We start from the raw sequence: 14,165 nt of genomic DNA on the forward strand, positions 1-14,165 counted from the left end.
AGGAATGACTGGATTATTTGCAAATGGAGTTAGCAATGTAAATACATTAGTAAATAAAATCAATAATACAGAAGATTCAAAAGCAAGAGGTGCCTTATTAAAAGAGCTTGATAAAGAACTTTCAAATATGGACAAAAAAGAACTTCCAGCAGCTCAAGAAATTGTTAACAATAAATTAAAATTTTCAAAAACACTTGAAAAATAATGCTGAATTATTTATATAAAAATTACCTAGCTATTAAAAATAGCTGGGTAATTTATATTTTTTAAAGATATTAATTAGATATCTTATTTTCCATAAACCAAATAAACGAAAACATCAATCCTGGTGTTTTCGCTTTACTTTCATCATAAATAAACTCTTTATACTCATTGATAGGAAGATACATAGTCTCTATTTGTTCATCATGGATTCCTCCGCCATTATGCACTTTCATGTTATCATTTATTTGGGCATAGTATAAGTTTTGTTTTCCTCCACTTATTCCAACATTTGTATAAAAAGAAGTGATTTTTTCTATGTTTTCTAACGGAACATTATAACCACACTCCTCATCAATCTCTTCTTTTACAATCATTTCCAAAGATATATCTTTATCAATAATCCCAGCACAAAGTTCATAAGTACACAAGTTTGATTTATCATTTAAATAAACAGGAGCTCTAAATTGTTTTACTAATAGAAAAGCATTTTTATCTATGTTATAAAGTAAAACAGCAACAGAATCGAAGCTTTTAACTGCTTCCCAAGTTTTATCTATTCCATTTTGATTATATGTTAACTTTACAGGATGCACAAATTTTGTATCTTCTAAAATAGATGTTTTAAAATTTTTAATTATATTATTCATTTATTAGCCTTTAATCAATTATTTTATACAAAATTTATTTAAAAAAAGTAAATATATAGTAAAATAAATTGAATAATAATTTTTTAAGGCTAGAAATGCAACTAAAATACATAGGACCAAAACCAATAATTTCAGAACATGGAGTAAGTTTCAAAGATGGGAAAGAAGACAAATATGTGTATATTCAAACTGCGATAGAAATTTTAAATGCAATCAATCATGAATATGTACAAGGCGTAATTTATAAATATGATGCTCAAATTACAAAACCAAGTGATGAAGAAATAGAAAATATCATTATAGGATATAAGCCTGAGTTGAGAAAAACTATTGAAAAAGAGATTACTTCATATAAACAATACTTAAAAGAAGAGATTGAAAATAGCCCAATCTCTCACCCTTTATTAAATAAAGATGAATTAATGGCCTTGCAAAATAATTTAAAAATCATGCATGAATATAGAATACAAAGAAGTATAAATAAAATTTGTTATATGCATATCATAGAAATAATAGCAGACATAATAAAAGAGCACAAAATAAAAGATATAAGTTCACCTTTTAATGAAAAGTTTTGGCATGTAATGCAAACTATTCAAGGACAACTATCAAATAAAAGAAACTATGTTGATACCCAAATAAAAGAGAATAAAAATGGTACGATAGAATTAAGTATGAAGTTTTAGGATCCTTTTTATTTTGCAACAGATTTAAAATCAATAAAAAATGTAGAACCTTCATTTTTCCTTGATTTTAATGAAATTTTGAGATCATACTCTTTACAAACTCCATTTACAATATCTAATCCTATGCCAAATCCACCTTCAAAATTTTCACCTCTTTTGTATCTTTTGAAAATCTCTTCTTGATCTTTTTGTTCAATTCCTATCCCAAAATCTTGAACAGAAAAAATAGTACCTTTTAGTTTTACAGTTATTTGAGCATCTTTTTTTGAATATTTAATTGCATTTGAAATAAGATTATTTACTATTTTTTGAGTTTTTGTTTTGTCCATAAAAATATCACAAGGTTCAAGTTCTTCATTTATCCTAATACCTTTTGTAATAGCAATATCTTGAAAAAACTCAACACTTTCATTTACCAACTCAGCAAAATCAATATTAACATCTAAAAAAATATCTTGTTCATTAAAAGCACTATAATGCATGTCATTATATAATTGCGAAATTTGTTTAGCACTACTTATAATATACTTTAGCATCTTTTGGGCATTTCTTCCTTGTTTTAAAGCAGAAGTAGAAGTCATCAAAACTGCAATTGGAGTATTTAATTCATGGGCAGAATCTTTTATAAACTTGTCCATTTGTTCAACTTTTTCTCGAACAGGTTTTAAAAGTAATTTTGCAAGTAAATATCCTATACCTCCAATAAAACAAGTTGCCAATAGCAAAATAATACTTATATAGATTTTTAATTTTTGTGTATCACTAATTATTTGATTTGTTTCAATTACAATATATTTAATATCAATTTTTTCATCATGGTGCTCTTCAAGTTTTGCCACATGAAAAGAGTGACTTTCATTGTGAGAAGCCTCTTTATCAAAATCTATCTTACTATTTTCAAATTGAGAAAAGATTACTTTCCCATTTTTATCAAAAAGGCCATACTTTAGATTCTCATTTTTTAATGGAGTTGGAATAAAAGGTACCTTTTCCATATAAGCATTTAAGATATTTGCTTTTAGCATATTTGCAGCACTACTCATTTCAATTGAACATCGACGATCTACCATATCAATCTCTTTTTTATAATAAGAAAGTAATAAAATAAAAAGAATTAAAACCGTCGAGCCTATATATATAAATAAAAAACTAAATAAAGCTTTTTTTTCATTTTTGTTCAAATTTGTATCCTATTCCTCGTATAGTCTCTATTTTTTCTTTTCCTAAAATTTCCCTAAGATTTTTTATATAAACCCTAATAGTTGCATCGGTTGGTTGTTCATCATATTTCCAAATATTTTGTAATAATTCCTCTGAGGATATAACTCTATTAGAGTGAGTTATAAAATATTTTAAGATTTCTTTTTCTTTTTGAGCTACTCTTATTTTTTTGCCATTTGTTATAACTAAAGATTCAGAAGGTAAAAAAGAGATATTATCATCGATTTTCATTTCGTCAACTTTTCCAAGAGAAAAGTATCTACAAAGCTTATTTATTCTTTGTTCTAACTCTTCTAAATCAAAAGGTTTTTTTATATAATCATCACTCCCAAGTTCAAAAGCAGTTTTTAAATGCTTTGTATCTTGATATGCGGTAATGATTATAATAGGAGTTTGACTTTTGTAGTCATTTCTAATATATTTTAAAACATCAAGACCTGACATAGTTGGAGTATTTACATCTAGTATTGCAAAGTCATAAATACTATCAATCAATTTTTCTAAAGCATCTTCACCCTTATTGCATAAAGTTACATCATAACCTTTGTCCATTAAATAGTCATTTAAAATATCACTTAATGCTAAGTCATCCTCTAATAATAAAACCTTCATAATTTATCATTTTTTATTTGAAGTTATCAAATACAAGTGGTGATTTGAAATCCATTGATTTTAAATGCTTCATTATAGTTTGTAAATCATCAATATTTTTTCCTGTAACTCTTATCTCATCACCTTGATTTACAGCTTTTACTTTTAATTTTAAATTTTTTATTTCCACTTGGATTTGTTTTGCTTCATCTTGTTTGATTGAATCTACTATTGCATAAACATATTTTCTATTTCCACCTGAACTATCATCTTTTTTTGCTTCATCAAGTGAATTTATAGAGAGCCCTCTTTTATTCATCTTTGAAATTAAAATATCATACATAGCATCAACTTTATTATCACTTGAAGATATTAAAGTGATTGTTTTAGCACCTTGGTTAAAATCAATTTCTGCTTTTAAACCTTTGAAGTCATATCTATTTTCTATTTCTTTTTGCGATTGAATAACTGCATTTTTAAGTTCTTGCATATCAAGCTTTGCTGAAATATCAAATGCGTGTTCTTTTACTGCCATATTGTCTCCTATTTTAATAATTTATTTATATATTATATAAAAACTTTATGTAATGATTATTAAGAGATTATATTTATCTCTTCTATTCTTTTATTTTAAGTTCATTAAGTACTGTAAATCCAATAATTATCCATGAAATAATCATAATAGTTCCACCAAAAGGTGTAATTGCTCCAAGCCAAGAAAGTTTCAGTATAACTAACATATATAAAGAACAAGAAAAAATTAATGTTCCTAAAATAAGTAAATAACCTGAAATAACAATTTGTTTTGAATTTGGTAAAAAATAAGTGATAAGTGCAACACCAAAAAGTCCAAGTGTGTTATAAAATTGATATTGAACACCAGTATGGTAAACTGCCATTAAGTATTCATCTGTAGTAGCTTTTAAACCATGTGCTCCAAAAGCACCAATAGCAATGCCAAGTGCCATCATAAATGAAGCAATGATTAAAAAGTTTTTTGTGTGTTTTGTAATAAACATAATATACTCCCAAATTTTTATTGGGAAGTATATCTAAAAAAAATTAATTAACTTTTTGATTTATCTTTTGAAGCAGAGAAGCCAGCACCTTTTTTCTCTTTTTTCTTTAAGTCTAACTCTTCTATGATTTCTTTAAAATCAACGCCATCTTGGTTCATCTTAGCAAAACATGCAGCTACAACAGCTATAGCGTTTGGAACTTCTTTTTTCTTTTTATATGCTTGTATGTTTTTTTCACTTACTTTAATAAGCGCTGTAAACTTCGGAATCGTTAATTCTGCATCCAAAAGAAGTTTTTTAAAATCTATAAAGGTCATATATTCTCCTATTTTATTAATGACGAAATTATACTAAAAATATACTAAATATACATATATTATATACTTAATATATTATATAATATCAATTTCCCAAAAAAACTCTATCCACTTATCTGCAATTTTTACTGAATAATCAGCACTTATACATGCAGTTGGTTTATAAAATATTGTAGCTAATCTAAATTCTGTATGAGGAAATTTTTCTCTTAATCTTTTTAAAATTTCTCTCATAGTTTCGCCACTATCAACAATATCATCTATAACTAAAACTCTTTTTGCATGTGATACATCAGGAATATTAAAAATATTAAATGTGTCTAGTTTCAACTCCCCTTCATAATGAATAGAATTAAGAGAAAAGACATTTCTCATATTTAAAGCTTGTCCCATAAGATGAGATAATGTAAGCCCACCCCTTGCAACTGCCAACAAAATTTCAGGTTCATAATCCCTACACTTATTTACTAAAACTTGAGTATCTTCCTTGAACTCTTCATAACCATAATAATACTTTTCTTGCAATTTCTAACCTCTTAATATAAAAACTAATAAAGAAATAAATGTTAAAAGAATAATTCCAATATTTATATCTTTTGTCTCTTTTTTAACTAATTTTATAATTGTATAAACAATAAAACCTGCTGATATACCATTTGTAATTGAATAAGTCAATGGCATAAGTAAAACTATAAAAAAAGCTGCTGCTGAAGTTGCAAAATCCACTTTCTCAAAATTTATTTTTCCTAGTTCACTAAACATCAATACTCCAACAACTACCAAAATAGGATAAATTGCATTTGGTGGAATCGATTTAAAAAGTGGTAACATAAACAGAGTTGTTATAAATAAAAGAGCTGTAAAAACAGCTGTTAATCCTGTTCTTCCACCAGCTTCTACACCTGAAGCACTTTCAACAAATGCTGTAGTTGTCGAAACACCCAATAAACTCCCACCAACTGTTGCAATGGCATCTGCTTCAAGTGTTTTTTGTAAAGATTTATCTTCTTTATTATTCTCTTGAAAAAGATTAGCTCTTGATCCAACTCCTGTCAAAGTACCTAGAGTATCAAACATATCAGTAACTAAAAATGTAATAATAACAGGTAAAAGTGACAAACTAATTGCACTCATAATATCTAATTGAAAATATATTGGAGAAATTGATGCAGGAGATGAAAACAATGATGTGGGAGCTGCTCCAATACCAAAAATCCATCCAACTATTGAAGTTACAAGAATAGATAAAATAAAGGCACCTTTTAAATTATATGCAAATAAAATAAAAGTCAAAATCAAACCAAAAGTACCTAATAAAACAGTATCTTTTGTAAAATCACCTAAAGTAACCAATGTTGCAGGACTAGCAACTATCATACCCATTTGTTTTAAACCAATAAAAGCAATAAAGGTACCAATACCTGCACTAATTGCTCTTCTTAAATTAAGTGGAATAGAAGTCATAATCCAAACTCTAAAGTTTGTAAAAGATAAAATAACAAATAAAATACCAGAAAGGAAAACTATACCTAAACCTGTTTGCCAAGGTATTTTCATACCTAAAACTAAACCGTATGAGAAGTAAGCATTTAGTCCCATACCAACACTCATTGCAATTGGAGTATTTGACCAAAGACCTGAAAAAATTGTAGCTAAAATAGTAATTAAAGCAGTGGCAGTAATAACTGCATCCATTGGAAGACCTGCATCTGCAAGTATAAATCCATTTACTGGGACGATATACATCATCGTCAAAAATGTCGTTAACCCAGCAGTAAACTCTGTCTTGACATTTGTATTGTATTTTTTTAATTTAAAAAAACCCACATCTGTTCCTATGTAATAATTTTAAAAAGAGAGAAAAGAAGAAATATTTTCTTGCTTTTTTACCCTCGAATAATATCCAAAAATGAATTATTATTTATTAAAGCAATAAAATATTACCTTATATAAAGAAAGATTTTCTATAATAAGAAAAAACAAAAGTAAAAATATGAATATAACAAATGATTGTGTTGAGTGTATAGTTGGACAAATAAATAAAGCTACGAAACTACTTAATCTAGATGAATCTCTTGCAAAAGAGATAAATACTGAGGTGGAAAAAAAAGCATTAAATTTTGATTTTAAAAAATCGCCTCCTTTTGTAGCTAAAGAAGTTTATGAATATCTTGGTTTCAAAACAAATTTAAAAGATCCATTAGAAACTTTAAAACAAGAATCTATCAAAAAAGCCACTACATACTTACCTCTAATAGAAGATAAAATCTCGTCAAGTGAGGATAAACTTTTTACAGCAATAAAAGCAGCAGTTGCTGGCAATGTAATTGATTTTGCAACAACAAAAGAGTTTAGTTTGGATGATGAGATAAACTCTATCTTTCAAACAAACTTTTCAATAAATGATTATGAGATATTTAAAGAGAAGTTAGAGGAAACTGGCTCATTGATAATATTAGCAGACAATGCAGGTGAGAATGTATTTGATAAAGTATTGGTTAAAATAATAGTAAGTTTATATCCAAATATTAAAATACACTATGCCACAAGAGGAAAAGCCATAATAAATGATATCACCACAAAAGAAGCTTTACAAAGTGGTATCGATAAATATTGCCAAGTTATTAGTTCAGGTGTAGACACTCCAGGATTAGATAAAAGTAGAGCCTCAAAAGAGTTCATGGAACTATTTGATAAAACACCGCTAATACTATCAAAAGGTATGGGTAATTTTGAGTGTTTAGAATCATACAAAGATAATAAAATCTTTTTTTTATTTAAAGTAAAATGTAATGTTGTAGCAAATACTATATCTAGAAACTTAGGAGAGATAATTTTGAAAAGAGGATGATTAAATATCCTCTTCGTTTATCTCTTCACTTGTTTCTGATTCTTCAGAAGTAGTTTCGTCTAAAGATTGAACTCTTTGTTTTTCTTTTCTAAATTCTGCTCTTGCAATAATCTCTAAATAAAAAGTCTCGCAATTATCCGCTGCTGCTAAATCAATAGATTTTATAACATGAGAAAGTGGGATTTCAACTGGTGTTTCATCAGCTTTTGCGAATTTACAATCAAAAAACCAATAGTTTTTATCTGCTGGTAAAGCTTTTCTTTGTTCTCTTTTTATATATTTTCTAATCTCATTTTTTATTGATTCTACTACTCGTTCAGTTTTTTTATTTTCTATTTGTAGTTTAAAAGTTTTTTTCAATTTTTTCCTTTTTTTGCAATTATATCCAAATCTATTACATTTGATGATAATTTTTAGTGAAATTGAGATAACATTTTGCTTATGAAACTATTAGATGATAAAGAAAAAATTTACCTTCTCGATGATAATAACTTTGATTTTCCGACACTAAATATGATGAAAGATGACTTAGTAGCAATTGGTGGTGATTTTCATCCTCAAAGAATAGTCAATGCTTATCAAAATGGAATTTTCCCTTGGTTTATTGATGAATACAATTACATACATTGGTTTAGCCCCAAAAAAAGAATGGTTTTGTATCCTGAAGAGTTTAGACTAACAAAAAGTCTAAAAAGAGTGATAAAAAACAAAGGCTTTGTAATAAAATCAAACGAACGATTTGAAGATGTTATAAAATCATGTGCCAATATAAAAAGAAAACATGAAGATAGCACTTGGATAAGCCATGAATTTATCCAAGCTTATACAAATCTTTTTCATCTTGAATATGCCTTTTCCATAGAGTGTTATTTAGATGATAAACTTGTAGGTGGACTTTATGGATTACTTATAGGAGATGTCTTTTGTGGAGAGAGTATGTTTTCCCTAGAAAAAGATGCTTCAAAAGTAGCCTTTTATCACCTATGCAACCAAGCAAAACAAAATGGCATCAAAATAATAGATTGTCAAGTTTATAATGAGCATCTTGCTAGCTTGGGAGCAAAAGAGATACCTAGAGAAGAGTATTTTAAAATTTTAAAAAATAACTCATAAGATACACTCATACCAAATCTTAGAAAAAGCACTTACTGCTTCTTGTATCTCTTCTTCTTTAAATCCACCAAATCCCATCATTAAGGCTTGCCATTCTCCTCCTGCTCTCTCTTTTGCATAATGAAGTTTTATTTTATTTTTTATTGCTAATTTTTCTAATTTATCCCAATCAAAAGAAACTTTTGGACTAATATGTATAGCTAAACCTCCACCTTGATTTACTATTTTCACAGTTGTGCCTAATTTTTCTTCAAGTACTTTTTTCATGAGATAATGTTTCTTTTTATTGAGTGTTCTTATTTTCCGTAAATGACGTTCCCAATGACCTTCACTCATAAATTTTTCCAAAGTTTTTTGTGTAAATAGGCTTACTCTTGATTCAAAAGTATCATTAAACTCTTTTAATAAAAATCTTGGAATAACTAAATAACTAACTCTAATAGCAGGAGAAAGAGACTTAGAAAATGTTCCTACATAAACAACCCTATCAAAACTATCTAAACCTTGTAAAGCAGGTATGGGTCTAGTTTCATATGTTAATTCACTATCATAATCATCTTCAATAATTAATGCTTCATTTTTTTCTGCCCAATCTAAAAGCCTCAATCTATTTGATATGGGCATAGCAACTCCCGTAGGATATTGATGAGACGGAGTAATATAAACTAATTTTGCTTTTGACTTTTCTAGTTCTTTTAAATCAATCCCATTTTTATCAACTGGTATTTTTTTTATTTTATACTCACTTGATTCAAAAACTTTTCTAGCTATATGATAACCAGGGTGTTCTATTGCTAAAGTATCATATTTTTTATTTATAAGTCTAATTATTAATCCTAAGGAATCATCAAATCCATTACAAACAATAACCTGGCTAGCATTACACTTTACACCTCTAGATTCTATTAAATATTTAGCAATCTCATCTCTTAAGCCATATTCTCCTTGTCCATCAGAATATCCCCCAAAATCAAGTCTCTCATCTATGGCTTTATTGAAAATTCTTTTCCATAATTTAAGAGGGAAAGAGTCCTTTTCCAATCTTGCTGGATAAAAATTATAAATAAAATTATCAGCTTTTTGTTCATTTTCAATAGAAATAATACTATCATCATTAAAATTTTTATAATTTGTATCACTTACGAAGTATCCACTTTTTGGATAACTATCAATATAACCTTCTGCTACAAGTTGAGAATATGCACTTTCAACACTAGTTTTACTTAAGTTATATATTATGGCAACTTTTCTTATGGATTGAAGTTTATCGCCAACTTTTAGATTATGGATTACTTCTTTTTTTATCTCTTCATATAACTGAATATGTAAAGGTGTTTTACTATTTTTATCAATAAAATACAAAACTGTCCTCCTATTTTGTAAATATTTTGGCACTTGTCTCAAGTACAGATAAATGATATATTATCACAAATAAAATAAAAGGTTGAATATGAAATTAACAGCATGTCCAATGGATTGTTTTGATGCTTGTAAAGTTGTATATAAAGATGGTACCTGTAAACCAAGTGATGACTATATCACAAACAAAAAACTTTGTAAAAACTTTGCATATCTTATACAAGAAAAAAATATTATCGATAAAAATTTAAATGAAACACTAAAAAAAGTTGCAAATAAATTGAAAGAACCTAATCAAAAGATTTTATACTACAAAGGCACTGGGAATATGGGTGTTATGCAAAAAGTACCAATGAAGTTTTTTGAAAAAATTGGTGCTACCTTTGCAGTTGGTGATATTTGCTGTGCTGGAGGTGAAGCTGGTATAGAAATGGGTAGAAAATATAGTATAAACCCAAATATTGAAGATCTTCAAGCAAGTGAAGTGATTTTAGTTTGGGGAAGAAACTTTACACAAACATCAGCTCATATTTATAAACTTGTTAAAGACAAAATATTTATCACTATTGACCCAGTAAAAACACCAATAGCTAAAAAATCTGAAGTTTTTTTACAAATACCTCCCAAAGGAGATTATCTTTTGGCAAAATTATTACAAAAAGCTTTAGACAATGAAGATATTGATATAGATGATTTAAATAAACTCAATATCACACAAGAACAATTTAATAAAACAATAGAACTATTAACTAAAAACAAAGTATCAGCAATGATTGGAATTGGAGCTCAAAAATATAAAGAGGGTGCAATTATAATCCATGAGATGGATAAAGTTTTTAATAAACTAAATCTTTTTGATGGTAAAAACAGAGGGGTTTGGTATTTAGGAAGTGGTACATATCCTTTTGAAAATAAAATCTCTGTAAAACCTACTAAAACCTGTACTTATGCTGATATTAAATTTGATGATTATGATGTAGTATTTATACAAGCTGCAAACCCTGTAATATCTGCACCAAACACTCAATATCTTATAGAGTCTTTGAAAAATACCTTTGTAATATTTATGGGTACAACTGCAAACGAAACTTCAAAATACGCAGATATCATCATCCCTGCAAAGACTTTTTTACAAAAAAAAGATGTGAGAGCAAGTTATGGACATGATGAAGTTACATTCTGTGAAGTATGTGAAGAGAATGATTATGCTATAAGTGAATATGATCTTACTTCATATTTGTTCAAAGAGTTTGGTTTTGATGGACTTCTTAGTGAAGATGAATATCTTGATTGTTTTAAGACTAAAATTAACGACAAACCAGATATAAACTTTATCAACCATGATACAAAAAATGTAGAACTATTAGATTTAAAAGATGATGAATTTTATCTTATCACCTCTAAAAATACAGATAATTTGAACTCACAATTTAAATATGATGATTATGCTTATGTTCATCCAAGTAAGGGATTTGCTGATAATCAATTAGTAACAATATCATCTAAGATTGATTCTATACAAATCAAAGTGAAAAATGATGAAAGAATTTATTCAAATTCTATATTAATCTATGCAGGTAATAAGCAAGTAAATAGACTCACCTCAAATGAAATAAGTGATTGTGGCACTAATGCAACTTTTCAAGATATAAAATTGACTGTAGGATAAAGGAGATTAAAGTGAACATAGGTATTTATATTTATGATAATGCCGAAGTTTTAGATTTTTCTGGACCTTTTGAAGTATTTTCTGTGGCTTCTAGATTTTTAGATGAGAAGGAAAAATTTAATGTTTTTTTGATAAGTGAAAAAGAGCCTACTATTACAGCACGAGGTAATTATAAAATCAACTCACACTATAATTTTGAAAATGTACCTCAAACTGATGTCCTAATTGTAGTTGGTGGAGTGCATACAGAAGAGGTAAAAAAAACAACTGTAATAAAGTGGATAAAAGAGCAATCAAAAAATACAAAAATAGTAGCCTCTGTTTGTACAGGTGCTTTTTTATTAGCCGAGGCAAAAATTATTACAAATCACACAGTAACAACACATTGGGAAGATATTCCTGATTTAAGAAATGATTATCCAAATCTAAATGTAGTTGAAAATGTAAGATGGGTAGATGAAGAAAATATACTCACAAGTGCTGGAATTTCAGCAGGTATTGATATGAGTTTACACCTTGTTTCAAAAATAAAAAATCTAGACTTAGCTAATCAAACTGCAAAACAGATGCAATTTGATTGGATAAAAAGTTAAGGTAAAAAAATGCAAAAAATTGTAGAAATAACAGATAAAAAAATGATAAAAGAAGTTTTAGATAAGGCAGAGTATGGAACTCTTGCTTTATGTATAGATGATAAGCCCTACTCTCTTCCTATTAATTTCGTAGAATATAACAATGAAATATTTTTTCATGGGGCAAAAAAGGGTAAAAAAATAGATTATATAAATAAAAATGCAAATGCAAGTTTTTCAGTAGTAGAAGCTTATTCTCTACTTCCATCTTATTTTAGTACAGATACAGGAAATGCAGCACCAGCAACACACCTTTTTAAATCTATAATTATCGACGGTAAAATTGAGTTTGTAGAAGATTATAATGAAAAAGCCCAAGCCCTAGAAGCCTTGATGAAAAAATATCAAAAAGAGGGAAACTATACACCACTACATGATTCTATGTATGAAAAAATCATCACTGCAACTTGTATATATAAACTTATACCTGAGCAAACAAAGGCAAAATTTAAATTAGGACAAGCCTTTACAAAAGAGAGATATGAAAGAGTAACAAGCCATTTAAAAGAACGAGGAACACCAAAAGATTTGGAAACGTTGAAGTTAATTGAAGAGTTTAAAAGAGTATAATATTTTGTAAAAAATATTAAAAAGAGAAGAAATGGCACTAAATGACAAATTAAAATGGGATAAAAAATATCAAAATACGCCCTCACTACTTGAAAAAAGAGAGCCTAGTAAAAAACTAATACACTTACTTACAAAAGTAAAAGGCAAAAAAGCTCTTGATGTGGCTAGTGGAGCTGGTAGAAATTCTATTTATCTTGCATCAAAGGGTTTTGATGTTGAATCAATAGATATTTCTCAAGTTGCCCTAGATGAACTTGATAAAAAGGGCTTTAGTAATATTACTTGTAAACTAGTTGATTTAGATGAATATGAAGTATCTAAAAATGCCTATGACCTTATCATCATGACAAACTTTCTTGATAGAAAACTAATACCCAAATTAGCCTCTGCACTCAAAACTGATGGTATACTATTTATTGAGACTTATATGCATGATGAGATAAATGAAAAACCACCATCAAATCCTGATTTTTTATTACAAAAAGGTGAATTAAAAAGTTTTTTTAGTGATGAATTTGAGATTTTAGATTATGATGAATTTGAAAATGAAGCTTATGAATTATATAGAATGAAAAAACAATCAATAGAAGTAAAAAAACACTAAAAATCTATTCTAAGGACTTACATAGTAAGTCCTTAATTAGCCTCAGCCAAATATTTAAATAATGAAGTAGACCAATCTTGTTTCGACAAAATATCTCTGTACTCTAAAGCTTTTTCTTTGAGCTCTTCATCTGTTATTTTTAAAGCACGATGAACTGTAAATGTAGAGGTAAAAGTCAGATGAATAAACTTTGCAGTTATCTCAAAAGGTTTTAATATCTCATTAATACTTGCTTGTATATATGCTCCTGATTGATATGCATATTCTGGTGAGCCAATTGTAATTGCTATTTTAAACTCTTTGTTTGCAAGTTTATAACCATCACTTCCATATGCAAAACCATATTCCAAAACTTTATCTTGCCAATCTTTTAATAAGCCAGGAGAACTAAACCAATAAAGGGGAAACTGAAATACAATCCTATCATGTTCTAAAAGAAGTTTTTGTTCTTCTTTTACATCAATATCATCAAAGGATTTATACTTTGAATACAAATCATTAATAGTTACAAAAGGCTCATCTTTTATACTATTAATCATCTCTTTATTTAGTCTTGATTCTTTCATATTAGGATGAGCTAATATAACCAATGTTTTTTTCATTATACCTTCCTTATATTCTATTACATTACTTTAGGTAAGTAATAGAAGTATAGTATAATATAAGATTTTAAACAATACTT

Annotated in this window: 19 protein-coding genes; 8 read left to right on the top strand and 11 right to left on the bottom strand. The window is 27.8% G+C overall.

Annotated features, from left to right (window positions below; translation table 11 throughout):
* Positions 1-205, top strand: a 205-nt coding sequence (locus tag CRU95_RS07900; RefSeq protein WP_129100604.1) for a restriction endonuclease, incomplete at its 5' end; no start/stop codon positions are given.
* A gap of 70 nt (positions 206-275) precedes the next feature.
* On the opposite strand, the gene CRU95_RS07905 is transcribed toward CRU95_RS07900, so the two are convergent.
* The gene (locus CRU95_RS07905; RefSeq protein WP_129100605.1) at positions 276-851 is read right to left on the bottom strand and encodes an NUDIX hydrolase; all 576 of its coding nucleotides are present in this window, start codon (positions 849-851) and stop codon (positions 276-278) included.
* 95 nt (positions 852-946) lie between these two features.
* On the opposite strand from CRU95_RS07905, the gene CRU95_RS07910 reads away from it, so the two are divergent.
* A complete protein-coding gene (locus tag CRU95_RS07910; protein WP_129100606.1) occupies positions 947-1,537 on the top strand; it encodes a hypothetical protein in 591 nt (196 codons plus the stop codon).
* A gap of 8 nt (positions 1,538-1,545) precedes the next feature.
* On the opposite strand, the gene CRU95_RS07915 is transcribed toward CRU95_RS07910, so the two are convergent.
* From CRU95_RS07915 to CRU95_RS07945, 7 genes are all read right to left on the bottom strand, one after another.
* A complete protein-coding gene (locus tag CRU95_RS07915; protein ID WP_129100607.1) occupies positions 1,546-2,718 on the bottom strand; it encodes a HAMP domain-containing sensor histidine kinase in 1,173 nt (390 codons plus the stop codon).
* Positions 2,705-3,370, bottom strand: coding sequence for a response regulator transcription factor (locus tag CRU95_RS07920; RefSeq protein WP_129100608.1), 666 nt, complete (start codon positions 3,368-3,370; stop codon positions 2,705-2,707). Before CRU95_RS07920 ends, CRU95_RS07915 begins: the two co-directional genes overlap by 14 nt.
* Before the next feature lie 13 nt (positions 3,371-3,383).
* Entirely contained in the window at positions 3,384-3,884 is a 501-nt protein-coding gene (locus tag CRU95_RS07925; protein WP_129100609.1) for a YajQ family cyclic di-GMP-binding protein, read from the bottom strand.
* Between the two features lie 82 nt (positions 3,885-3,966).
* The gene (locus tag CRU95_RS07930) at positions 3,967-4,368 is read right to left on the bottom strand and encodes a DUF423 domain-containing protein (RefSeq protein ID WP_129100610.1); all 402 of its coding nucleotides are present in this window, start codon (positions 4,366-4,368) and stop codon (positions 3,967-3,969) included.
* Between the two features lie 47 nt (positions 4,369-4,415).
* Complete coding sequence (locus tag CRU95_RS07935; protein ID WP_129100611.1) at positions 4,416-4,685, bottom strand: hypothetical protein; 270 nt, start codon at positions 4,683-4,685, stop codon at positions 4,416-4,418.
* 75 nt (positions 4,686-4,760) lie between these two features.
* Positions 4,761-5,210: a phosphoribosyltransferase gene (locus CRU95_RS07940; protein WP_129100612.1), complete on the bottom strand. Its 450-nt coding sequence runs from the start codon at positions 5,208-5,210 to the stop codon at positions 4,761-4,763.
* Positions 5,211-5,213: 3 nt separating this feature from the next.
* A complete protein-coding gene (locus CRU95_RS07945; protein ID WP_129100613.1) occupies positions 5,214-6,512 on the bottom strand; it encodes an NCS2 family permease in 1,299 nt (432 codons plus the stop codon).
* 166 nt (positions 6,513-6,678) lie between these two features.
* Here CRU95_RS07945 and CRU95_RS07950 point away from each other — a divergent pair, with 166 nt between their 5' ends.
* Positions 6,679-7,536, top strand: a complete 858-nt coding sequence (locus tag CRU95_RS07950; RefSeq protein WP_129100614.1) for a DUF89 domain-containing protein — start codon at positions 6,679-6,681, stop codon at positions 7,534-7,536.
* Here the strand turns inward: CRU95_RS07950 and CRU95_RS07955 are convergent, their stop codons facing one another.
* Positions 7,537-7,896, bottom strand: a complete 360-nt coding sequence (locus tag CRU95_RS07955) for a DUF6172 family protein (RefSeq protein ID WP_129100615.1) — start codon at positions 7,894-7,896, stop codon at positions 7,537-7,539.
* Between the two features lie 81 nt (positions 7,897-7,977).
* Between CRU95_RS07955 and aat the strand changes: the two genes are divergently transcribed.
* Positions 7,978-8,649 carry a leucyl/phenylalanyl-tRNA--protein transferase gene (aat, locus tag CRU95_RS07960; RefSeq protein ID WP_129100616.1) on the top strand — a complete coding sequence of 224 codons (672 nt, stop codon included), beginning with the start codon at positions 7,978-7,980 and terminating at the stop codon, positions 8,647-8,649.
* Here aat and CRU95_RS07965 read toward each other — a convergent pair.
* Positions 8,644-10,011 (bottom strand): PLP-dependent aminotransferase family protein, encoded by a 1,368-nt coding sequence (locus CRU95_RS07965; protein WP_129100617.1) that lies wholly within the window; start codon positions 10,009-10,011, stop codon positions 8,644-8,646. The two genes, aat and CRU95_RS07965, sit on opposite strands and share 6 nt — an antisense overlap.
* Before the next feature lie 88 nt (positions 10,012-10,099).
* Here CRU95_RS07965 and CRU95_RS07970 point away from each other — a divergent pair, with 88 nt between their 5' ends.
* The 4 genes from CRU95_RS07970 to CRU95_RS07985 are packed head-to-tail and all read left to right on the top strand — an operon-like array spanning position 10,100 to position 13,483.
* On the top strand, positions 10,100-11,677 hold the full coding sequence (locus tag CRU95_RS07970) for a molybdopterin-dependent oxidoreductase (RefSeq protein WP_129100618.1): 1,578 nt from the start codon (positions 10,100-10,102) through the stop codon (positions 11,675-11,677).
* A gap of 11 nt (positions 11,678-11,688) precedes the next feature.
* A complete protein-coding gene (locus CRU95_RS07975) occupies positions 11,689-12,270 on the top strand; it encodes a DJ-1/PfpI family protein (protein WP_129100619.1) in 582 nt (193 codons plus the stop codon).
* A 9-nt stretch (positions 12,271-12,279) separates the two neighbouring features.
* Positions 12,280-12,879 (top strand): pyridoxamine 5'-phosphate oxidase family protein, encoded by a 600-nt coding sequence (locus CRU95_RS07980; protein ID WP_129100620.1) that lies wholly within the window; start codon positions 12,280-12,282, stop codon positions 12,877-12,879.
* 31 nt (positions 12,880-12,910) lie between these two features.
* The gene (locus CRU95_RS07985; RefSeq protein WP_129100621.1) at positions 12,911-13,483 is read left to right on the top strand and encodes a bifunctional 2-polyprenyl-6-hydroxyphenol methylase/3-demethylubiquinol 3-O-methyltransferase UbiG; all 573 of its coding nucleotides are present in this window, start codon (positions 12,911-12,913) and stop codon (positions 13,481-13,483) included.
* 32 nt (positions 13,484-13,515) lie between these two features.
* Here CRU95_RS07985 and CRU95_RS07990 read toward each other — a convergent pair whose 3' ends face one another.
* Positions 13,516-14,085: an NAD(P)H-dependent oxidoreductase gene (locus CRU95_RS07990; RefSeq protein WP_129100622.1), complete on the bottom strand. Its 570-nt coding sequence runs from the start codon at positions 14,083-14,085 to the stop codon at positions 13,516-13,518.
* Positions 14,086-14,165 lie beyond the last annotated feature (80 nt).

The sequence above is a fragment of the Arcobacter sp. F2176 genome, from assembly GCF_004116465.1.
In the GTDB taxonomy this organism is placed as follows: domain Bacteria; phylum Campylobacterota; class Campylobacteria; order Campylobacterales; family Arcobacteraceae; genus Arcobacter; species Arcobacter siniprincipis.